At 64.9% G+C, this 22,036-nt stretch carries 17 protein-coding genes; 6 read left to right on the top strand and 11 right to left on the bottom strand.

What is annotated here, in order from left to right; genetic code table 11:
• Window positions 1-18 precede the first annotated feature (18 nt).
• Window positions 19-462, top strand: coding sequence for an excinuclease ABC subunit A (locus P0D87_RS15425; RefSeq protein ID WP_029967946.1), 444 nt, complete (start codon window positions 19-21; stop codon window positions 460-462).
• Between the two features lie 43 nt (window positions 463-505).
• On the opposite strand, the gene P0D87_RS15430 is transcribed toward P0D87_RS15425, so the two are convergent.
• A complete protein-coding gene (locus P0D87_RS15430; RefSeq protein ID WP_053858613.1) occupies window positions 506-1,234 on the bottom strand; it encodes a class I SAM-dependent methyltransferase in 729 nt (242 codons plus the stop codon).
• Window positions 1,235-1,354: 120 nt separating this feature from the next.
• Here P0D87_RS15430 and P0D87_RS15435 point away from each other — a divergent pair, with 120 nt between their 5' ends.
• The gene (locus P0D87_RS15435) at window positions 1,355-2,587 is read left to right on the top strand and encodes an NAD(P)/FAD-dependent oxidoreductase (protein WP_053859079.1); all 1,233 of its coding nucleotides are present in this window, start codon (window positions 1,355-1,357) and stop codon (window positions 2,585-2,587) included.
• Between the two features lie 24 nt (window positions 2,588-2,611).
• Here P0D87_RS15435 and guaD read toward each other — a convergent pair whose 3' ends face one another.
• The 10 genes from guaD to P0D87_RS15485 form a co-directional block, all read right to left on the bottom strand.
• Complete coding sequence (gene guaD / locus P0D87_RS15440; RefSeq protein ID WP_006050213.1) at window positions 2,612-3,979, bottom strand: guanine deaminase; 1,368 nt, start codon at window positions 3,977-3,979, stop codon at window positions 2,612-2,614.
• Window positions 3,980-4,081: 102 nt separating this feature from the next.
• Window positions 4,082-5,128: an adenosine deaminase gene (locus P0D87_RS15445; RefSeq protein ID WP_053858612.1), complete on the bottom strand. Its 1,047-nt coding sequence runs from the start codon at window positions 5,126-5,128 to the stop codon at window positions 4,082-4,084.
• Between the two features lie 48 nt (window positions 5,129-5,176).
• Window positions 5,177-6,193, bottom strand: a complete 1,017-nt coding sequence (xdhC, locus tag P0D87_RS15450; RefSeq protein WP_053858611.1) for a xanthine dehydrogenase accessory protein XdhC — start codon at window positions 6,191-6,193, stop codon at window positions 5,177-5,179.
• A gap of 144 nt (window positions 6,194-6,337) precedes the next feature.
• Entirely contained in the window at window positions 6,338-8,797 is a 2,460-nt protein-coding gene (gene xdhB / locus P0D87_RS15455) for a xanthine dehydrogenase molybdopterin binding subunit (protein WP_053858610.1), read from the bottom strand.
• Window positions 8,797-10,341 carry a xanthine dehydrogenase small subunit gene (gene xdhA, locus P0D87_RS15460; protein ID WP_082367026.1) on the bottom strand — a complete coding sequence of 515 codons (1,545 nt, stop codon included), beginning with the start codon at window positions 10,339-10,341 and terminating at the stop codon, window positions 8,797-8,799. The genes xdhB and xdhA overlap by 1 nt, the downstream gene beginning before the upstream one ends.
• A gap of 522 nt (window positions 10,342-10,863) precedes the next feature.
• Complete coding sequence (locus tag P0D87_RS15465; protein WP_006050218.1) at window positions 10,864-11,373, bottom strand: disulfide bond formation protein B; 510 nt, start codon at window positions 11,371-11,373, stop codon at window positions 10,864-10,866.
• A gap of 162 nt (window positions 11,374-11,535) precedes the next feature.
• Window positions 11,536-12,915 carry an amidase gene (locus P0D87_RS15470; RefSeq protein ID WP_053858607.1) on the bottom strand — a complete coding sequence of 460 codons (1,380 nt, stop codon included), beginning with the start codon at window positions 12,913-12,915 and terminating at the stop codon, window positions 11,536-11,538.
• Between the two features lie 80 nt (window positions 12,916-12,995).
• The gene (locus P0D87_RS15475; RefSeq protein WP_029967938.1) at window positions 12,996-13,676 is read right to left on the bottom strand and encodes a GntR family transcriptional regulator; all 681 of its coding nucleotides are present in this window, start codon (window positions 13,674-13,676) and stop codon (window positions 12,996-12,998) included.
• Window positions 13,677-13,753: 77 nt separating this feature from the next.
• Entirely contained in the window at window positions 13,754-15,115 is a 1,362-nt protein-coding gene (locus tag P0D87_RS15480; protein WP_053858606.1) for an MFS transporter, read from the bottom strand.
• A gap of 7 nt (window positions 15,116-15,122) precedes the next feature.
• Window positions 15,123-15,809, bottom strand: a complete 687-nt coding sequence (locus P0D87_RS15485; protein WP_053858605.1) for a DUF2848 domain-containing protein — start codon at window positions 15,807-15,809, stop codon at window positions 15,123-15,125.
• 181 nt (window positions 15,810-15,990) lie between these two features.
• Here P0D87_RS15485 and P0D87_RS15490 point away from each other — a divergent pair, with 181 nt between their 5' ends.
• The 4 genes from P0D87_RS15490 to P0D87_RS15505 all read left to right on the top strand — a co-directional run bounded on the left by P0D87_RS15490 (window position 15,991) and on the right by P0D87_RS15505 (window position 21,311).
• On the top strand, window positions 15,991-17,748 hold the full coding sequence (locus tag P0D87_RS15490; protein WP_029967931.1) for a cation:proton antiporter: 1,758 nt from the start codon (window positions 15,991-15,993) through the stop codon (window positions 17,746-17,748).
• 128 nt (window positions 17,749-17,876) lie between these two features.
• Entirely contained in the window at window positions 17,877-19,520 is a 1,644-nt protein-coding gene (locus tag P0D87_RS15495; protein ID WP_053858604.1) for a gamma-glutamyl-gamma-aminobutyrate hydrolase family protein, read from the top strand.
• Between the two features lie 436 nt (window positions 19,521-19,956).
• Complete coding sequence (locus tag P0D87_RS15500; RefSeq protein ID WP_053858603.1) at window positions 19,957-20,703, top strand: DUF2968 domain-containing protein; 747 nt, start codon at window positions 19,957-19,959, stop codon at window positions 20,701-20,703.
• Window positions 20,704-20,879: 176 nt separating this feature from the next.
• On the top strand, window positions 20,880-21,311 hold the full coding sequence (locus P0D87_RS15505) for a hypothetical protein (RefSeq protein ID WP_408636865.1): 432 nt from the start codon (window positions 20,880-20,882) through the stop codon (window positions 21,309-21,311).
• Window positions 21,312-22,036 lie beyond the last annotated feature (725 nt).

Consider the following 22,036-nt stretch of genomic DNA (forward strand, 5'->3'; position numbering starts at 1 on the left):
ACCAGCAAAGGAGTATCAATGAAACGCCATCTGATGTCTGTCACACTCGCCGCTTCGTTCGCCATGCTGAGCGCTGCACCGGCTTTCGCACGCGACACGGTGGAAAACTATCCGATCGAACCGGCGTTGCACAGCGAGCCGGGCAAGGTCAGCGACGACATCGCATTGTATTTCGCGGGCCAGCGGCATCCGGCCGTCGCGAAGAAGATCGGCGAGTTCGCCACCAACAAGAAGACCAACGCGTTCGGCAAGAGCGATACCGACGCGTGCCAGCATGTGTTCCTGTCGGCGGTGATCGAATTGCAGGACCGCGCGCGCAAGGAAGGCGGCAACGCGGTCATCAACATCAAGAGCAACTACAAGAACGAAGTGCGCGAGAGCGCAACCGAGTTCACCTGCGGCGCGGGCGCCGTGATTGCCGGCGTCGCGCTGAAGGGCGATGTCGTCACGCTGCGTAAATAAGCAGAGTAAGTAAGCTAAGTAAGCGGGCTGCGGAGCACCTGATTCAATCGGCCTTGACCGCCGCGACATTGACGAGCGTCTCGCGGCGATTGCCGGGTTGCGGACGGTAAAGGCCGAGCCGTTCCAGCAGACCGAAGTCTTTGGCGCGGCTCCACCAGAGGTAGGGCAGCGAGACGTTGCGTTCGGTAAAGCTGAAGCCGCCGCGACGGATCATGTCGAGATAGCCATCCGCGCTTTTTTGCACGTGCATAGGATGGCGAAACAATAGCCGGATCACCCACGATCTGATGTACGCGTCGGTGGATTCGGCGAACAGCAGTACGCCGCCGGGCTTCAGCACGCGGCGGAACTCGGCGAGCGCGCGGTCCTGCTCGACGAGATGATGGAAGGTCTGATGGCAGAACACGATGTCGGCGCTTGCATCGGGCAGCGGCAATTCGGCGCAGTTGCCGTGCAGCAGCTCGATGTCGGCGACTTTATCGCGGCAGGCTTGAGCCGCATTCGCGGCGAGCGCGAGAGACGGCTCGTGATAGTCGATGCCGACAATGCGGCGCGGCTTGAACGCATCCGCGAGCAGACGAAACGAAATGCCTTGTCCGCAGCCCACGTCGACGATGACGGGCGCCGCGGGCAACGGTGTGTCGATCAGACGCTTGAGGTCGTCGATCGCGACACGCAGCACGTGGTGTTCCCACGTATGCGTGCGCAGGAACCAGATTCCGAATGCGGTTTCCGGCACGAAGGGCACGGTGGATGGATGAGACGGCGGCACGCTGGGCTCCCCGGAAAAACGGTTCTTTCTGTTAGAGATGCAATGTAACAAGGCGTAAGGATGCAGCGTAATGCTGCGTCGAGCAAGCAAACGATTGAGGCAAACTTGAGTACACATGTCATGAAGCATACGGCGGCCGATGTCGTCATCATCGGCGCGGGGCCGGCCGGGGCAGTTGCCGCGGCGTTGCTGCGCAAGGCGGGCCGCTCGGTGCTCGTGCTGGAGCGTCAGCACTTCCCGCGCTTTTCGATTGGAGAGAGCCTGTTGCCGCAAAGCATGGCTTATCTCGAGGAAGCAGGGATGCTGCAAGCGGTGGTCGAGGCGGGATTCCAGTACAAGAACGGCGCGCAGTTCGTGTATCGCGACCGGTCGTCGTCGTTCGATTTCCGCGACAAGCATTCGGTGGGATGGGGCACGACGTATCAGGTCGAGCGCGCGGCGTTCGACGACATCCTGATTCGCTGCGCGGCCGCGCAGGGCGCCGACGTGCGCTTCGGCCACACGGTGCAGGCGGTTCATACGGACAGCGTTGCGCCGCGCGTCGACGTGACCGACGAGGCCGGTCATGCGTATCAGATCGAAGCGCGCTTCGTGTTCGACGCGAGCGGCTTCGGCCGCGTGCTGCCGCGTCTGCTGAATCTCGAAGCGCCCACGCGCATGCCGACGCGCGCGGCGCTGTTCTCGCATGTGTACGACGGTCTGCCGGCCGGCGCGCATGATCGCAACAAGATCTGCGTGGCCACGCACCCCGAGCGTCGCGACGTGTGGTTCTGGATGATTCCGCTCGCGGGCGGACGGTCGTCGGTGGGCTGCGTCGCCGAGTCGAGTTTTCTCGATGTGCCGGAAAGCGAACGCGAGGCGATGCTGCGCGCGCTGATCCAGAAGGAGCCGACGTTCAACCGGCTGATCGGCGATGCGCCGTTCCTGATGCCGGTGCGTCACATCGGCGGGTACTCGGCGAATGTCGAGCGCTTGCATGGGCCCGGCTATGCGCTGCTCGGCAACGCGGGCGAGTTTCTCGATCCGGTGTTTTCATCCGGCGTGACGATCGCGCTGCGCTCGGCGCATCTCGCGGTGCAGACCTTGAACCGTCAACTGGACGGCGAGCAGGTCGACTGGTCCGCGCAATACGGTGTGCCTTTGCGCAAGGGCATCGACACATTCCGCGCATTTGTCGAGCGCTGGTATACGGGCGAGTTGCAGGACATCATTTTCTATCCGGACCAGACGCCGTCGATTCGCCGCATGATCAGCTCGGTGCTCGCAGGCTACGCATGGGACGAATCGAACCCGTATGTCGCCGATCCGGTGCGCAGGCTCAACGCGTTGCACGAGGTGTGCACGCAGCGTTGATCGCGCTTTGGTTGTAGCGCTTCGTCAGGCCACAACCGGTGCCATGTGCGCCACGCGAGGCGCATGCTCGCGCACATCGTCGCGGCGATGCACGCGCTTGCCCGCCGCATACGTCTCGTACACCGCGCGGTCGTCGCCGAGCAGCGCGAACGCGAACAGCAACTCTTCGAGCGATTCGGTGCGCGCCGTGCGGCGCGCAAGCAGCGGCGTCGCTTGCGGATCGAGCACGACGAAGTCCGCTTCGGACTTCGGCTTCAACGTGCCGACTTTATCCGCGAGATCGAGCGCTTGTGCGGCGCCCGCGGTCGCGAGATAAAACATCCGCGTGGCCGTCAGATGATGTCCGGTCAAGCGTGCAACCTTGTGCGCTTCGTTCATCGTTTGCAGCATGGAGAACGACGTGCCGCCGCCGACGTCCGTTGCGAGCGCAACGGGCATGCCGGCTTCGTCGGCCTTGTCGAAATCGAACAGACCGCTGCCGAGAAAGAGATTCGACGTCGGGCAATGCGACGCGACCGTGCCGGTTTGCGCCATGCGTTTGCGGTCTTCCGCGTCGAAGTGAATGCAATGGCCGTACACCGCGCGGCGGCGCAGCAGACCGTAGTGATCGTAGATGTCCAGATAGCTGCGGTGGCCCGGAAAGAGGCTATTGACCCACTTCACTTCATCCAGATTTTCCGCGACGTGGCTCTGCACGAACACATCCGCATGTTCGCGCGCGAGCACGCCACACGCTTCGAGTTGCGCTTCCGTCGAAGTCGGCGCGAAACGCGGCGTGAGCGCATACATCTGACGCCCGCGGTTGTGCCAGCGGCCGATCAGTTCGGCGCTGTCGTCATAACCGGATTGCGCAGTGTCGCGCAGAAACTCCGGACAGTTGCGATCCATCAGCACCTTGCCCGCGACCATGCGCAGATTGCGAGCCTCGCTCTCGGCGAACAGCGCGTCGGCGGATTGCTTATGCACCGTGCAATACACGAGCGCGGTCGTCGTGCCGCAAGCCAGCAGTTCCTCGAGGAAGAAGGCCGCGGTGTCGCGTGCGTAGGCTTCGTCGGTGAAACGGCGCTCGGTCGGAAACGTGTACGTGTCGAGCCACGGCAACAAACCCGACGCGGGCGACGCGATCATGTCGGTCTGCGGATAGTGAATGTGCGTGTCGATGAAGCCCGGCACGATGAGTTTGTCGCGCATGTCCTGCACGGACGCGCCCGGCGCGAGTTGCGACGCGAGCGCGGCATACGCGCCCGCCGCGACGACATGGCCGTCTTCGACGATCAGCAGGCCGTCCTCATGGAAGACCGCCGCATCGGGCGAGCGCGACGGATCGCCGTTAAAGGTCAGCAATTGCGCGCGAAATGCCGATTGCGCCGGCGCCTGTGCAGAATGAGTCATGGGAAAACCGTCTCCGAAATGAAAAGCTAAGCAGCGTGTGCGGCGCTTGATTGACGCCGCGCGCGCTGCGATACATCGGCCTTTATCGGCTTTTTAGTGCCTTTAATGCGGGCCGTTTTGATTCCAGTACGCGTCGAGCTTCGCGATCAGTTCGGCGCGTTCTTCGGGCGTCACGAACGACGCCTCGAAGCCGTTGCGGATAATCGTGTAGACGTGGCTGTCGTCGAGCTTCAACGCGTCGATGGTGGCCGCGTAGTTCGCGTTCACGTAGCCGCCGAAATACGCGGGGTCGTCCGAATTCACCGTGACCGCGACGCCGCGCTCGAGCAAATCTTTCAGCGTATGTTTGGTGAGATCGTCGAACACGCAGAGCTTGAGATTCGACAGCGGACACACCGTCAACGCGACGCGCGTGTCGGCAAGACGCGCGACGAGCGCCGGGTCTTCGATGCTGCGCACGCCGTGATCGACACGGTCGACCTTGAGCACGTCGAGCGCTTCATAGACGTACGACGGCGGTCCTTCCTCGCCCGCATGCGCGACGAGCTTGAGCCCAAGTTCACGCGCCTTTGCGAACACGCGCTCGAACTTCGACGGCGGATGGCCGCGCTCCGACGAATCGAGTCCCACGCCGATCAGGCGATGCTTGTACTGCTCGAATAAAGGCCGCGCTTCCTCGAACGTGGCGAGCGCGTCTTCCTCGGACAGATGCCGCAGGAAGCACAGAATCAGCTTGCTCGTCATGCCGCGCTGTTGCGCGTCGGCGAGCGCGCGCTCGATGCCGGCCACGACCGTCGCGATCGGCACGCCGCGCTCGGTATGCGTCTGTGGATCGAAAAAGATCTCGCTGTGAATCACGTTGTCGGCGAGACAGCGCTCGACGTACGCCATCGTCATGTCGTAAAAGTCCTGCTCGTGCAGCAGCACGCTCGCGCCGGCGTAATAGATGTCGAGGAACGATTGCAGATCGGTGAACGCATACGCCGCGCGCAGCGCTTCAATCGAGTCGTACGCGAGCTTCACACCGTTGCGCTTCGCGAGCGCGAAAATCAGTTCGGGTTCGAGCGAGCCTTCAATGTGGATATGCAACTCGGCCTTCGGCGCGAGCAGGGTTTTTTCAACGAGAGTGGCAGGGCTTGTTCTATTCATGGTCGGTCAGAATGTGTGTGTGTTGTTGCTCGCCGTCGGTCGAAACAGTCAAACCGTTTGCGCCGTGCGATGCAGGCTCGCGTTGGCTTCGACGGCTTGAAGCAACTGCGCGGCCGCGGAAATCGCAATGATTTCCGGCGATTTGTCGACGATGCCGTCCACCCCGAGCGGGCACTTCATCCGCGCAATCCATGCGGGATCGATGCCGCGCGCGGCGAGCCGGTGCTCGAACTGCTTGCGCTTGCTATGCGAGCCGATCATGCCGAAGAACGCGAAGTCGCGGCGCCGCAGAATGCGCTCGGCCAGTTCGAGATCGCGCGTATGGTTGTGCGTCATCACGATGAAGTACGTATTCGGCGCGGCCTCGTCGACGGCTTCGTCGGGCGCGTCGTTCGCGTCGATCTTCACGTTGTGCGCGTGCAGCGATTCGACGGGCGGAAACTGCGCGTCGCGTTCGTCGACCCAGCGCACCGTGCAAGGCAGCGTGGCGAGCACGCGAACCAAAGCGGCGCCCACGTGGCCCGCGCCGAACAGCACGACCGGGAAGTCGCCCGGCGCGATGGTTTCGGTGAGCAGCGCGCCGCTGTCGTCGAAACCGGCGCCGTCCCACAGCAGGCAGTCGGCGGCATCCACGCCCGGCTCGGGGTCGGACAGCATCACCGCATCCGGCGCGGGGCCGAATGATACGCTACGCACGGTCGATTGACCGGCTGCGAGGCGCTTCGCAATCGACGTGATCCAGCCGAGGTCGCCCACGTCGAGCCGCTCGAATGCGAGCACCACCGCGCCGCCGCAGCATTGCCCGAGGCTCGGGCCGAGCGCGAAACGCTCGAGCCGGCGCATATGCGGCGAGCGCATGCCGTCGCGCAACACCTGGCGCGCGGTCTCGATCGCTTTCCATTCGAGGTGGCCGCCGCCGATCGTGTGCTTCGCAGAATCGCGCGTGACGATCATCTTCGTGCCGGCTTCGCGCGGCGCCGAACCTTCGACGCGCGCGACCGTCACCAGCACGGCCGCGTCGCCGTGTGCGAGCAGATGTTGCAGGTCAGGTAGCCAGGCTTGCATCCGGCGATTCTCCGTGGAGTGCCGCGCGCGGTGTCCGCGCGGCCGGTTGAGCGTGGCGCGATGCGTTGGGGTCGCGTCGGGCTGTGGCGTTGTTCGTTGCGTTACTCATTGTTTTGTTCAGTGCTTTGTTGAGTGCGGTTCGGCTCAAGCCGTGGTGTCCGTGATCGTCGCATGATTCGCAGTGCGTTGCGCCGATGCGGGCTCGTTCGCTTCGTCGGCACTCGATGCACTCAACGCATCCAGCGCATCGAGAATCGCTTCGGGCGTGGCCGGCGCACGCAATGACGGCGCGCATCGCGCGTTCGGCACAGAGGCCGCAATCGCATCGCGGATCGCAAGAAACACCGAGAACGGCAGCAACAACGGCGGTTCGCCGACCGCCTTCGAGCGGAACACCGTCGGCTCCGCGTTCTGATTGTCGTAGAGCCGCACGTTGAATGCGGCGGGCGTGTCGCTCACCGCAGGAATCTTGTAGGTGGACGGCGCGTGCGTCATCAGGCGGCCGTCGCGATTCCACCAGAGTTCCTCGGTGGTGAGCCAGCCCATGCCCTGAATGAAGCCGCCTTCGATCTGGCCGAGATCGATCGCCGGATTGATCGACTGACCGGCGTCGTGCAGCACGTCGGCGCGCAGCAGTTTCCATTCGCCGGTCAATGTATCGATCGCGACTTCGGACACGGCCGCGCCGTACGCGAAGTAATAAAACGGATGACCGGTGAGCGTCTTCGCATCCCAATGCACTTTCGGCGTCGCGTAGAAACCGTCCGACCACAACTGCACGCGCGCGAGATATGCGGCGCCGACCAGTTGCTCGAAGGGCATCGCGCCGCCGTTGACCGACACCTCGCCGCTCGCGAACCGCACGTCGTCGGCATGACCGCCTAACTGCTTCGCCGCGAGTTCCGCGAGCCTCGCGCGGATCGTGCGCGCCGCGGCTTCGGCGGCTTTGCCGTTCAGATCGCTGCCGGTGGAAGCCGCGGTCGCCGATGTGTTCGCGATCTTCGACGTATCCGTTGCGCTCACACGCACGCGCGAGAGCGGCAAGCCGAATTCGCCGGCGACGACTTGCGCGACCTTCGTGTTGAGCCCTTGGCCCATCTCGGTGCCGCCATGATTGACGAGCACCGAGCCGTCCTTGTAGACATGCACGAGCGCGCCTGCCTGATTCAGAAACGGTACGTTGAACGATATGCCGAACTTCACTGGCGAAAACGCGAGGCCGCGCTTGAGCACCGGACTCGTCGCGTTGAACGCGGCGATTGCTTCGCGGCGCGCGCGATAGTCGCTCGAGTCGAGTAGCTCGTCGGTCAAGGGCGCGAGGATGTTGTCCTCGACGCGCTGTCCGTAGGGCGTCGTATCGCGTTCGCCGATGCCGTAGTAGTTGGCCGCGCGCACGTCGAGCGGATCGCGGTTCAATTGACGCGCGATGCTGTCGAGCATCACCTCCATCACTAGCGCGCCTTGCGGTCCGCCAAAGCCGCGAAACGCGGTGTTCGACTGCGTGTTGGTCTTGCAGCAGAGCGCGACGATGTCGACATCGGACAGGTAGTACGCGTTGTCGAAGTGACAGACGGCGCGCGTCGCGACGGCGCCTGACAGGTCCGCGGAATAGCCCGCGCGCAACGCGATTTCCACGCGTGCGCCGAGGATGCGGCCGCTGTCGTCGAAGCCGGCCTCGTATTCGTAGATCGCGTCGTGACGCTTGCCGGTAATCATGAAGTCGTCGTCGCGATCGGCGCGCAACTTCACCGGACGGCGCAGCAGCTTCGCCGCGAGCGCGGCCACGCACGCGAACAGCGCCGACTGCGATTCCTTGCCGCCGAAGCCGCCGCCCATGCGCCGGCATTCGCACACCACGTTGTGCGCGGGCCAGCCGAGCATATGCGCGACGACCTGCTGCATTTCGCTCGGATGCTGCGTCGAACTGTAGACGAGCATGCCGTCCATCTCTTTCGGCACCGCATACGCGACCTGGCCTTCCAGATAAAACTGTTCCTGGCCGCCGACTTCGAACGTGCCGCTGATCCTGTGCGGCGCGGCCGCGATCTTTGCATCGGGATCGCCGCGCTTCAGATGCAGCGGCGGCAGCACGAACTGCTTCGCGGCCTTCGCGTCAGCCGGCGTGAGGATCGCTTCCAGCGGTTCATAGCGGATCACGTCGTCGCTTTTCGCAAGCGCGGCCGCGCGGCGCGCAAGCTCGTTGCTTTCCGCGATCACGGCGAACACGGGCTGGCCGAGGTACAGCACTTCATTCACGGCGAGGATCGGATCGTCGTGCAGCACCGGGCCGCAATTGTTTTCACCGGGGATGTCGTCGGCGCTCAGCACGGCGATCACGCCGGGCGCTTTTCTGACCGCGTCGAGATCCATCGACACGATGCGCGCGTGCGCGTGGCGCGAGAGGCCGAGCGCCGCGTGCAAGGTGCCGTGCAGTTCGACGATGTCGTCGGTATACGTCGCTTCGCCGCTCACGTGCAGCGCGGCCGATTCGTGCGGCAGCGCGACGCCGATCGCGGCTTCGCTTTCGCGCGCGGCGGCCGGACGTTCTGCCGGATGCGCTCCGGCGTCCGCGGCGCGTTCGACAAAAGCATCGGTGCGGTTCATCACGACGGCTCCTTCGCAATCGCGTCCGGCGTGCCGGCTTCGAACGCGAACACATTGACGTCGAAGAGCGCGAGCGGCGCGTCGTCGCGCGTTTCCAGATAGCAGCGCCACAGCAGGTTGCGCGCGACCTTCAGCCGATACGCGCTCGACGCGCGCATGTCGGTGAGCGGCTGGTAGTCGGCGGCGAGCACGTTCATGGCCTGCCGCGCCGTCGCTTCGTCCCATGTCGCGCCGGTTAGCGCGGCCTCGGTTTGCACGGCGCGCTTAGGCGTCGCCGCCATGCCGCCGAATGCGACGCGCGCCTCGCGGATCGTGCCGCTATCGTCGATATGCAGCGCGAATGCCGCGCACACCGCGGAGATGTCCTGATCGTAGCGCTTCGACACTTTGTACGTGCGAAAGCGCAGCGTGCCGCCAGGCCGCGGCACGCGCAGCGCGGCGACGAATTCGCCCGCGGCGAGCGCCGTCTTCTGATAGCCGAGATAGAACGCGTCGAGTGGCAGCGTGCGGGTTTTCGCGCCGTGACGCAGCACGACTTCGGCGCCGAGCGCGAGCAGCGCGGGCATCGAATCGCCGATGGGCGAGCCGTTCGCGACGTTGCCGCCGAGCGTGCCGGCGTTGCGGATCGGCAGCGACGCGAAGCGCGTCCAGAGTTCGGCGAGTTCGGGGTAGTCGGCGGCGAGGGCCGCGTACGCGTCTTCGAGCGTGACGGCGGCGCCGATGGTCAGCGTTTGCGCGTCGTGCTCGATCGTCTTCAGCTCGCGCACGTTGCCGATATACAGGATGTCGCCGAGATCGCGGAATTGCTTCGTGACCCACAGGCCGACATCGGTGCTGCCCGCGACGAGCCGCGCTTCCGGATGCTCGGCGCGAAGCTGCGCGAACGCGTCGAGTGCGACGGGCCCGTAAAACGCCGGCGAGCCGAACGCAGCGCCACGTGCATCGGCGGCGCGGTATTCGAAGGTGTCGTTGCGTTGCAGTTCGCGCAGTGCTGTTTCAATTGCCTCGCGGTCGAGCGTCGTGCGCGGGTATTGCGCGTAGTCGAACATTTTCTGCGCGGCGTCGACGATCGGCCGGTAGCCCGTGCAGCGGCACAGGTTGCCGGACAGCGCAGTGTTGATTTCGTCGCGCGTCGGCAGGCCGGCCGCGGCCGGCTGGTTTTCGTACAGCGCCCACATCGACATGACGAAGCCGGGCGTGCAGAAGCCGCACTGCGAACCGTGGCAGTCGACCATCGCCTGTTGTACGGGATGCAGCGTGCCATCGGCGGCGCGCAGGTCTTCGACGGTGAAGAGCGCCTTGCCGTCGAGCGTTGGCAGAAACTGGATGCAGGCGTTGACCGCTTTCAGCGCGAGCGCGCCGCGCGCGTCGAGTTCGCCGATGACCACGGTGCAGGCGCCGCAGTCACCTTCAGCGCAGCCTTCCTTGGTGCCGGTGCAATGCAGGTCTTCGCGCAGATGCTGGAGCACGGTGCGCGAGGCGGGCACGCCCGCGACCTCTTGGACGGACCCCTGGCGATAAAAGCGGATGGTTTGCGTTGTCATGGCGAATCCAGAAGACAGTGCGGACCGGGCGCGCGTTACGCATGGGGTCGCGCCAAAGCCGGCCTCGCGCACGTAGATCGCCATCCAGAACCGAAGATAGCACTCCCGCGCCCCAAAAATATTTCCGATGCCGCATGAAGCTTATGCGGAACAAGCAATGAGATAAGTCCGATTTGTGTCGGATTCGTGAGGGGCGGGGAAGTTGCGTTGGGGGGCGGGGGGCGGTGTTGCCTGCCAGGCGGTGGGCGGCGCTGCGGTGGCTGTGGCGCTCGCGGTGCGGTGCCGCACGGTGCGCGGCTTCGAAAGCTCCGGTGTTTTCGCAATTGCTGACGGCGGCGCCGCGGTTCTGGGGTGGGCGGCGCGCGACGAGGCGGAGAGCGGCGGTGGGCCGTGCCGGACGGCGCGCTATGGCGGAGGCGCTGCTCGGTAGGGCAGTGTGCGGTGCGGTAGCACTAGCGGGCTGCCCGCGCGAGGCCGGAGCCCAGCGGCAGCTCCAACCCCGCCCCAACCAGCGAATCCCGCTTACGCGATCCGTCGACGATTGCGTACCAGACTCAGCGCCAGCGGCACAAAAGCCAGCACGAAGCCGACGAGCGCCCACATCGGCAGCGTGAGCCCCAAGATCGGCGGATAGGCGGTTTCGCACAGCCCCGCGACCTTAAACACGCCCGGCAGCCAGTGCGCGGGCGGCAGGCTGTCGACGATCGGCTGCAGCGCGTCGAAGCCGCAGCTAAAGCCCGGATTCGCCTGCACATACACGTGGCGGACGGCGGTCACGATGCCGGCCAGCGCCGACAGCGCAGCCATGACTTCCAGCAGACGCACGCCGCGCCAACTGTTAAAACGCGCGCCGAGGAACGCGAAGATCGCGATCAGCAGGAAGAAATAGCGCTGGATGATGCACAGCGGGCACGGGTCCTCGTGCTTGAAGTACTGCAGATACAAGGCGCCGGCCACGAGGCCGACGCAGATCAGGCCTAGCAGGACCAGCAGGGAGCGCTCGCGGCGCAGCATCGCGTTGTCGTTGTTCATGGATCGTGTGGCTGTGTGCGTGTGTTGTGCGGCTGTTGTGGGCTGTCAGGCGGTCGTTATGGCCGTCTGTCAGCGAAAAGGGCAGGTGCCCGCGATTCTAGCGCGAACCCCCGCCCCCACGGCGCCACGCACTCAGGCGCGCTTCGATGCCGCAGGCGCGCGTCAGCGAATCGCGTTGAGCACTGCCTCGGCGCCGCGGCCGATAGCGAGCAGCGCGTCGTCGGCGTGCGGCGCGCCAGCCAGCATCAGGCCGACCGGCGCGTCGCCGCGCAGGTGGCACGGCAGCGACAATGCACACGCGTCGAGAAAATTAAACACGCCGGGGTTACGCAGGATCAGCGCGTTGGTGCGGCCGAACAGATCGTCGTCGGAAACCAGTTCGGCGACGCGCGGCGGCACCACCGGCACCGTCGGCGCGACCACCGCGTCGAAGCGCTGCCACAGCGTGCGGGCGGCTTCGGCGAGCATTGCGTCGCGCTCGGCGAGCAGGTCGAGATAGTCGGCGGCGCTCGCGGGCTGGCCCTTCAGAATGCGCACCAGCACGCGCGGATCGTATTGTTCGCGATGCTTTTCCAGCAACGGACGATGCCACGCATATGCCTCGATCGGCGAAAAGCCAAAGCGGTTGATCTCCGGCAGACGGTCGAGCGGCGCAAAGCGCACTTCGCTGACAATCGCGCCGGCCGCTTCGAGATGCTTGAGCGCCGTGTCGATGGCGGCGGCGACCACGGGCTCGACGCCGTCGGTGACGTAGTTCGTCAGCACGCCGAGGCGCACGCCTTCGAGCGGGCGCGCGGCCGGCACGCGCGGCTCGAGGCCGGCCAGCATGCGGTCCACCAGCGCGCAACACGCCACGGAAACGCCGATCGGCCCGAACGAATCGAGCGTCGACGAAAGCGGCACGCCGCCTTGCTTCGGAATGCGCGTCGACGTCGGCTTGAAGCCGGTCAGGCCGCACAGCGCGGACGGAATGCGGATCGAGCCGCCGGTGTCGGTGCCGAGCGCGACGGCCGCCATGCCGTCCGCGACCGATGCCGCCGCGCCCGACGACGAGCCGCCCGAGATGCGCTCGTCGCCTTTCACGTCGCGGCGGTACGGCGACAGCGGATTGCCGTAATGCGGATTGAGGCCGAGCCCGGAGAACGCGAACTCGCTCATATTGGTGCGTCCGACGATCACCGCGCCCGCCCGTTTGAGGCGCGCGACGGCCACCGCGTCCTGCTTCGCGGCGGGCGCGTCGGCCAGCACCGTCGAGCCGGCGCGGGTCCGCTGGCCTTCGATGTCGAACAGATCCTTCACCGAAACCGGAATGCCCGCGAGCGGCGACAGAACGGTGCCGGCGGCGCGCAGACGGTCGTGCGCGTCGGCGGCCTGGCGTGCGCCGCCGGCGTCGACGTGCATGAAGGCGACCGCGCCCTGGCCGGCCGGATCGGCGATCCGTTCGAGCGCGGTTTCGACGAGCGCGCGGCTCGTGGTCCGTCCCGCGGCGAGATCGGCGGCGAGTTGGGCAAGCGGCGGGAAGGGCGTGAATTCGGTGGCCATGATGTGGTTCGATCCGGTTGGACTGTATGAAGCCGCTTCGCTAGCGTGACTTGCAAGCGGCTGGGTCAAATGCGTGTCGATCAGATGCGGTTGAACAGCGTCGCGCGGAATGCCTCGATATGTTTTTGCACCGAGCGGCGCGCGCCTTCGGCGTCGCGCTCGCGCAGCAGGCGGAACAGTTCGAGATGTTCGTCATGCACGTCTTCGAGATGATGCGGCTCGGACAGCGAAATGAACCAGAAGCGCAGCGAGCGCTCGTGCAGTCCGCGCAGAATGTCGGCGAGCACGGCATTGCGCGAGGCGGCCGAAATGGCCAGATGGAATTCGCGGTCGATGTCCATCATGCCTTCGATGTCGTGCGCGGCGACGCACACGGCCGAGCGTTCGAGCAGCGCCTGCATCGCGTCGTAGTCGTGCTGCTGCGCATGGCGCGCGGCCAGCTCGACACAATAGCTTTCGTTGACGAGGCGCACGTCGATGATCGACAGCACGTCGTCGAGCGAAACCGGACGAACCATGATGCCCTTGCGCGGCATGATGGTCAGCATCCCTTCGTGCACGAGCCGGTGCAGCGCCTGGTGCACCGGCGTTCTGCCGATCCCGGTCAGCGCCATCAGCTCCGCCTCGTTGAGCACCTCGCTCGGCCGCAAACGCATCGTGATGATCTCGCGCTTGACGAACGCATACGCCTGTTCGGCGAGGCTCGCGTTGGCGGTCGCTCGGGTGGGTCGCGGAGGGCGGGCGGTCTGCAAAAGCGTCATGTGAAAGAGTGCGGACTAGGTCGTCCGGGCATTGTAGAGCAAGGTTTTGTGCGCACGTGCGGGTGGCCCGTGCGCTATCAGGCGCGTCCCGGCACCGCCGCTGCGGCGTGCTCGACTTTCACGCGCGGCATCATCAGCGTGACGAGGCCGCCTACGATCAGCGCGCCCGCGATCAGCACGAGCCCGAACGTCACGCTATGCGTCGCGTCCTTCACGATGCCGAGCACATACGGGCTCACATAGCCGGCGAGGTTCGCGATCGAGTTGATCACCGCAATGCCCGCGACGGCAGCCGTGCCTTGCAGGAAGCTTGTCGACATGGACCAGAAAATGCCGAAGCCCGCCAGAATGCCGATATACGCAATCGACAAACCCGTGACCGCAAGCGGAATCGAATTCGTGACCGACGCGCTGCCGAGCAGCCCCGCCGCGCCGATGAAGCAGCACACCGCGTAATGCCAGCGGCGCTCGCCCGTCACATCCGACGAGCGGCCAATCAGAATCATGCCGATGCCCGCGGCCAGATACGGAATCGCGGTGACGAAGCCATTGCTGACGAGGTTCGTCACGCCGAGGTCCTTGACGATCTGCGGCAGCCAGAACGAGAAGCCCGCATTGCCGGTGACGAGGCAGAAGTAGATCAGCGTGAGCAGCCAGAAGCGGCCCGAGCGCAACGCGACCGCGAGGCTATGCTCGGCGCCTTGCGCGGCGGCCGCGGCGTTTTCGCGCGAGAGGCGGGCGAGGATCACGCGCTTTTCATCGTCGGTGAGCCACGCGGCTTCGGCGGGCGTGTTGCGCAAGACCGCGAGCGCCCAGAAGCCGGCGAGAATCGACGGAATGCCTTCGATCAGGAACATCCACTGCCAGCCGCGCAAGCCGTGTGCTTCGTGCAGCGCCGACATCAGGAAGCCCGACAGCGGCGCGCCGATGATGCCCGCCACCGGAATCGCGGCCATGAACACGGCGACCATCCGCGCGCGCCGGTCCGACGGAAACCAGAACGTCAGATAGAGCACCACGCCTGGCACGAGCCCGGCTTCGGCGACGCCAAGAAAAAAGCGCAGCACGTAGAACATCGTTTCGCTGCGCACGAACATCATCAGGCACGACAGCAGGCCCCACAGCATCGTGATGCGCGCGATCGTGGCGCGAGCGCCGAACTTCTTCAGCAGCAGATTGCTCGGCACTTCGAACACGAAATAGCCGAAGAAGAAAATCCCCGCGCCGAGTCCATACGCCGCGTTGGAGAGGCCGAGGTCGCCGGTGAACTGCAGCTTCGCATAACCGATGTTGACGCGATCCAGATACGACAGCACATAGACGAGAAACAGGAACGGCATGATGCGCCACGTGATCTTGCGGATGGCGGCGGCTTCGAGCGAGGCGTCGGTGGACGGGTCGGCGGACGGGTGCGCGGCGGACGGCGAGGGGTTACTCATGAGTGCCTCATTCGACGATGGACAACGCGCGCACGCGATAGGCGTGGCGCAGCGTGCGGTTCAGGACGGGGTCGTGCAATTCGAGTTCGAGCGCGTCGCCGTCCGCCATGCCGACGATGCCGCCTTGCACCGCGAGCGTCCCGCAGAACATGGCCGCGCCTTCGCTAAGCGGGGCGCGCTCGAGCAGATCGGCGGCGGACAGCAGCGACGCGACGCTACCTTGCTGATAGACGCGCCGCTCGCCGTTCGCGAGCGCAAAGGCGCGCAATTCGAGTTGGTCCCAATGGTCGCGGACATCGTCGAAACGCCATGCATCGCGCGCGATGGGTTTCGGGCACACCTGCTTCGAGACCGTCACGCCATAGGCTTCCACTTCGCGGTCCGTGTGGTCTGAGCCGACGGTGACGAGCAGACCTTCATCCGATTGCACCAGCACGCATTCCGCTTCGCCGCTCGACTTCGTGCCGACCACGTCGATCTGTTCGGCTTGCGTGAGCAATTCGGAGCCGAGTCGATAGAAACAGGGCGTAGTGGACGGGCGCTTCACGCCGAGTTCGGCCAACTCGGCAATGTGATGCTCGATCGCGGCCTGGTCGCGGCCGGCCCAACCGGCAATCGTCAGACGGTCGACTTTGATCGGCGCGGTGCGCGCGGCGCCCGAACGATCTACAACTTGAAAAGACACCTGCTGCATCACTTGGCTCCAAGGAAATATGCGGCAAATATTATTGTGATATTTCACAGGCGTCCAGCGTGTCAAAAAAATTTGCAACTCGGACGAGCGAGGTGTCGCGCTTTATTTGGCGCGGGTTCGACGATGAGCGCGCGTTTGTTACACTCTTCGTTGACATTACTTTTTGTAAGGAACTGGACGCATGCATGAAGGCATCGGCTTCATTCAGGATCTGGCGGTCGTGATGGCGCTCGCCGGCGTCGTCACGGTGCTGTTCCATCGCCTGAAGCAGCCGGTGGTGCTCGGCTATATCGCGGCGGGCGTGATCATCGGGCCGTACACGCCGCCGTTTCAGTTGATCCACGACGAACAGACCATCAAGACGCTCGGCGAACTCGGTGTCGTTTTCCTGATGTTTTCGCTTGGTCTCGAATTCAGTCTGCGCAAGCTGTTCAAGGTCGGCGCGACTGCGATCGTCGCGGCGCTTTCCGAAATCGTGCTGATGCTGTGGCTCGGCTATGAGATCGGCAGCGCGTTCGGCTGGAGCCCGATGGATTCGCTGTTCCTCGGCGCGATACTCGCGATTTCGTCGACGACGATCATCGTCAAGGCATTGTCCGAACTCGGCCTGAAGCGCGAGAGTTTTGCGCAACTGGTGTTCGGCATTCTGATCGTCGAGGACATTCTCGCCATCGCGATGTTGGTGCTGCTGTCCGGCATCGCGCAGACGGGGGAGTTGAGCGCGGGCGTCGCCGTCGTTACGCTCGGCAAGCTGTTGCTGTTCATGACGGTGTCGCTGGTGGTCGGCATTCTCGTCGTGCCGCGGGCGCTCAACTACGTGGCGCGCGCCCGCAGCGACGAGATGCTGCTCGTCGCCGTGCTCGGCTTCTGCTTCGGCTTCTGTCTGCTCGTCGTCAAGCTCGATTACAGCATTGCGCTGGGCGCGTTTCTGATCGGCGCGATCATGGCCGAGTCGCGGCATCTGCATCGCATCGAGCATCTGATCGCGCCGCTGCGCGATGCGTTTTCCGCGATCTTCTTCGTGACCATCGGCTTGATGCTGAATCCGGCTGTGCTCGTCGACTACGCGTGGCCGATCGCGGTGATCACGGTCGCGGTGATCGTCGGCAAGATCGTGTCGTGCGGGCTCGGCACTTTTCTCGCGGGCAAGGACGGACGCACGGCGATGCGCGTCGGCATGACCGTTTCGCAGATCGGCGAGTTCTCGTTCATCATCGCGTCGCTTGGTTTGACGCTCAAGGTGACGAGCGCGTTTCTGTATCCGATCGCGGTCGCTGTCTCGGCGCTCACCACGTTGTTCACGCCGTATCTGATTCGCGCCGCCGATCCGCTGACGCGCCGTTTGGCTCACGCTATGCCGCGCACGCTGGTCAACGTGTTCGGCATGTATAGCCAGTGGCTCGGCAGCCTGAGCACCGGAAGCGGCGAGCCGACGCTTTTCAGCATGACGCGGCGAATCATCCTGCAGATCGCGGTGAATCTCGCACTCGTCGCCGCGATCTTTCTGATGGTGTCCTACGGCGCGCCTTACATCAGCAGCTTGCTGACGCACTGGATCAGCGCCGAGCCGATGCAGCGCGTGGTGCTGTGGAGCGCCGCCTTGCTTGTGTCGATGCCGTTTCTCGTGGCGGTTTATCGCAAGACCAAGTCGCTCGCGTTGCTGCTTGCGGAAGTGAGCGTGCAGCCCGCGACGGCGGGGCGCTTCACGAGCGCGCTACGCTATGCGATCTCCGATCTGGTGCCGGTGGTTTGCATGGTCGGCGTGTTTCTGCTCGTGGCCGCGCTGTCGGGCGGGATTCTGCCGCCGACCGGTCTGCTCGCCGTCGTGCTGATCTGTGCGGCGCTGCTGCTCGCGCTTGTCTGGCGCTGGTGCGTGAAGATTCACGCGGCCATGCAAATCGCGCTGCGCGAAACTTTCGACGAACAGCCTGATCCTTAAGTTCGAGGGCAGTGGGCCGCGCGACCGGACAATGTGAGCAATTGTGTGCGCGTTTGCCCGGTCCGGCACGCTGGCGGATAATCAGGGCATATTCATTCGTTCGCGTGGAAGGCGCCCCTCCGACAGTCATGAGCGAAAACAAACCTGAAAACGCCGGTCAAGCCGGTGGAACTTCGACATCTTCGGTGACGACGGGGATGGCGGGAACACCTGGAACGCCGGGGACTTCGGCAACGTCGGGAACGCCCGCGACGTCCGCAACGCCTGGCACGACAACAACGCCTGGTCAAGCGCCCGCCGAACCGGCGGCTTCCTTGCCCCTCTCGCATGAAGATGCCATTCAGTCGCCGGTGAAAGACTCCGTGACTTCGACTGCGGTGTCATCCTCGTCGACGGCGGGGCGTGCGGCGGCTCTTTCGTCCGGGGGCGGTGCGTCGGTGTCATCGCCGGTTTCCGCGCCTCCAGGCTCGTCCGAAGCCGCGGCGAGGTCGTCGACGGACGCTCCCGAAAGCGCGTCCACCGTGACGCCCGTCGACAGGCGCACGGCCCAGCAACGCGACGCCGCCGAAGCGCGCAGTGCCGCTGCGGCGTCGGTCGCGAAGCAGGAAGCGGCCGTCCACGAACGCGATGCGCGCACGACGCGCGGCCGCGACGCCGCGTCGTCCATTCCTCCCGCGCCGCCCACGCAGTCTTCACAGCCTCGCGGCGCGGCGCCGCTCACGAGCGAACCGATCGAAGGCGAACTGATCACCTCGACCGACGAAGTCCTCGACGCCGAGGCCACCACGGCGTCCACCGCGCGTCCCGCCGGCTCGCCGCCGCCCGGCTTCGGCGCGGCGCCCGACTTCAGCGCGACCAATCCGCCGCCGCCGAATGCATTGCCGCCTTCGCCGCCGCGCTATCTGAAGCAGACGGATTCGGCGTGGTCGGTGTTCGGCCGCATCATCGCGGCGCGCGCGCGGCAGCTATTTGACCGTGCCGGCCAGCGGATCACGCAGCGCACGCTGCGCATCGGCGTATCGGCGCGCATCTTTCACCCCGAGCCCGGCGCGAAAGGGCTGCGCGGCAAGACGCTGCAATACCTCGAGGAATCGATTGCACATTGGGTGATGTCGCGCGACGTGCTGGTATTCATGATTCCGACGGTCGGGCACCAGGGCATGCTGCATCCGAGCAATATCCGTTTGCGCGATTACGCGAAGCATCTCGACGGGCTGCTGCTGCAAGGCGGCGCGGACGTGTCGCCGCAGTCGTATGCGGAAGCGGCGACCCGCCCCGAATGGCCCGGCGACCGCGTGCGCGACATGTACGAGCTGGAACTGCTGCATGAATTCATCGAGTCGGGCAAGCCGGTGCTCGGCGTGTGCCGCGGCTGCCAGCTCATCAACGTGGCGTTCGGCGGCACGCTGTATCAGGACATTGCGACCGATGTGCCGACCGCGGGCGCGCACGTCAACGAGGATTACGATCAGCACCGCCATGCGATCCATTTCCCGGACGGGTCGACGCTCGCGAACATGTTCCCGGCGCGGCGCGATGTGATCGTCAATTCGATTCACCATCAGGCGGTCAAGACGCTCGGCCGCGATCTGAATATCGAGGCGGTGTCGGCGTCCGACGGCATCATCGAAGCCGTGCGCTATCGGCGCGCGCCTTTCGTGATGGGCGTGCAGTGGCATCCGGAGTTTCATCGCGCGGGCGGGCCGGAGCTGCTGGATTGCACGCCGCTGCTCGATACTTTCTTGCGGGTGGCGCGGGAAACGCGGTTTTAGGCGAGTTTGCGCGAGCCGCATCCAGCCTGCGCGTGCCGCGCTCGTCGCCGCTTACGCGGCACGCCCGGCGCGCCGACGGATATCCTGGCCGTTGGGGCGCGCGGCTATGCGACGTGACCCGATCGGATCGCGGCCCGGCCGCTAGAAAATCTGATTCGTTTCGAGGCGCTACTGTCCAGGTGGCGCCTCGATTTTTTATGCCGTTGACGGTTATTTACACATCTTGCTTTTGGCCGCCCCGAGTCGGGCGATTAGCGCTTTTCTCACATCCGGCTCTCTTCAGATTTCGCGATAAGCGTCTTTGTCGCCTAATTCGGACACCATAGTTTCTATCTCGATTTAAAGTCCAATTTTGCGACGCTTCAATGCTTCGCTTAAGCACAAATCCGCGCGATAATTCAAGGCTGTTTTTTGGATCCGCATGGAGCATGCAGATATGAAGCACCCCTTATTGGTACGGCGCGCCCTGCTGCTCGCGGCGTCGTGTCTGCTGTTGCAGCATGGCGGGTCTGTGCTTGCCGCGCAAGGCGAAGAAGCCGCGCCCATCGTCGGCACGCGGCCGGCCCTCAATACGCTGACGCCGCAGCCTGTCGCCGACGCGCTGCGCGATGCGGCGTCGGGTTCGTCGTCGGCGGCGTCGTCGGCTTCGGTTTCGGCGTCGTCGTCGGCCGAAGTGCAAGGCAATGTCGCCGAGTTGATGCAGATGATCCAGGACACGAAGCTGAGCGAACTGCGCACCACTTACAACGGCAGCTATGGCGCGAGCCTGTTTTTCTATCCACGTGAGTTGACGTACTACGTCGCGTTGTTTCAGAACAAGCATTTCTGGCGGGTGATCAAGTCGGCCGATGCGGGGCGGGCCGAGGCGATTTACGCGGGCTTCGCGCAGCAAACCGCGCAGCTTGCCGAGGTCGAGATTCGCCGCACGCAGTTGCAGGCGCAGAAGCTGTACATTGAAGACGTTATTGCGTTGTCAGAAGACCGGGCGAAGCGCCTGCAAGCCGATCTGGAAGTCGCGCGCACACAGCAGGCGAAGGTCAACGACTATCAGCGCCAGACGCAGGACGAAGCAGCCGCGTTGCGTGAAGAGAAGGAACGCGCACAGGCGCAACTGCGGCAGGTGCAAGGGCAGGTCATGCTATTGCAACGGCAGATGGAGATGGGTCTGCCAGGCCAGAAGTAAAGGCGCGGTTGGAGTGCGAAAAAACCCGGCTTGGATAGCCGGGTTTTTTTATGGCGCGCGTTGCAGGGCTATCGAGTGAATTGGTCGGGGACTTCGGTCACGCGGCGCTGCGAGAGTCGGTTTATCCATTGCGGGCTGGTGTTCGGCGATGGATTCGCGGATGAGGGTGGTTGGGGTTGTTGCGCTTGTTGCGCCGGTTTCGCTTGTTGCGCAGGCTGCGCCGGTTTCGGCTCCTGCGCTTGCTGGATCGGTTTCGCCTGCTGCGCTTGTTGGATGCGTTGTGCGTCCTGGGCGTCTCGCGGGTGCTGAGCGTCTTGGGCCTGTTGGGCGTCCTGCGCCGGCTTCGCCTGTTGCGCAGGTTGCACTGGTTTGGCCTGCTGCGTTTGTTGCGCCGGTTTCCCCCGTTGCGCTTTTTCTATGGGTTGCGCGTCTTGAGCGTCTCGGCGGCGTTCGGCGTCTCGGGCCTGTTGGACTTCTTCCGCTACTTGCGACCATTGCGCCGACTGCGCCATTTGCGCCGCTTGCGCGCGACCGCTGCTACCGACGCCCGCGCTAATGTCCATCGACGCGTAATCGTGCGTGCCCAACCGCGCCGGCCGAAGCGGTGAGTATGCACCCGCAACGGACGGCTTGACGATCGTTCGCGGCGCGGTCGCTTGCGCTGCGATGCTCGACGCGTCGACGGCTGCATACCGCCGATGGCTCACCGCGGCGCCATCTGCAAGATGCCGTTGCATGTCCACATGACGACCGTCTTTCCTTGCAGCAAGCTGGTCGCGTGCGCGTGTGATCGACCTGTCTGCTGACATGCGCCGCTCGATAGGCTTTGCTGTTTCCGGGCGTCCAGCGGTCGCGCCGACGACAATGCCTCGGCCCGCTTCCGGCACCGACGCGGCGTGCGCAAGCTGCGTCGCGGAAGCTGCACTCGCGGGCTTCGCGCGCACGGCTTCGTGGGTCTTGTTGGAACTGTCGGCGCCGCGGCGCAACGGAGTTTGCGCAGCCATCGTGTTGGGGACGGCAACGGCTCCTTCCGCGGATTTCATGTCGTGACCGTTGCGCGGATGCGAGGCGCCGTCATGGGCGGCCATCCACGTAAGCAGTGCCGCGCCGCTCACAGCGCAGACGCCGCCCGCGAGCGCCCACCGCGGCGGGAATAGCGCGCGAGGCGCGCGCCGCGCGGCTTCTGAAGGATGTGTTGTCTCGGTTGCGCAAGCATCCGGCGAAACGGCAGCTTGTGCGAAAGGCAATGCGTCGGCGAGCACCGGCGCATCCGTCCAAGCTGGACCCACCGGCGGCACCAAATCCACCGAGCGCGCAGAAGCCACCGGAGCCA

Source organism: Paraburkholderia sp. RL17-368-BIF-A (genome assembly GCF_046054045.1).
Taxonomy (GTDB): Bacteria; Pseudomonadota; Gammaproteobacteria; order Burkholderiales; family Burkholderiaceae; genus Paraburkholderia; species Paraburkholderia graminis.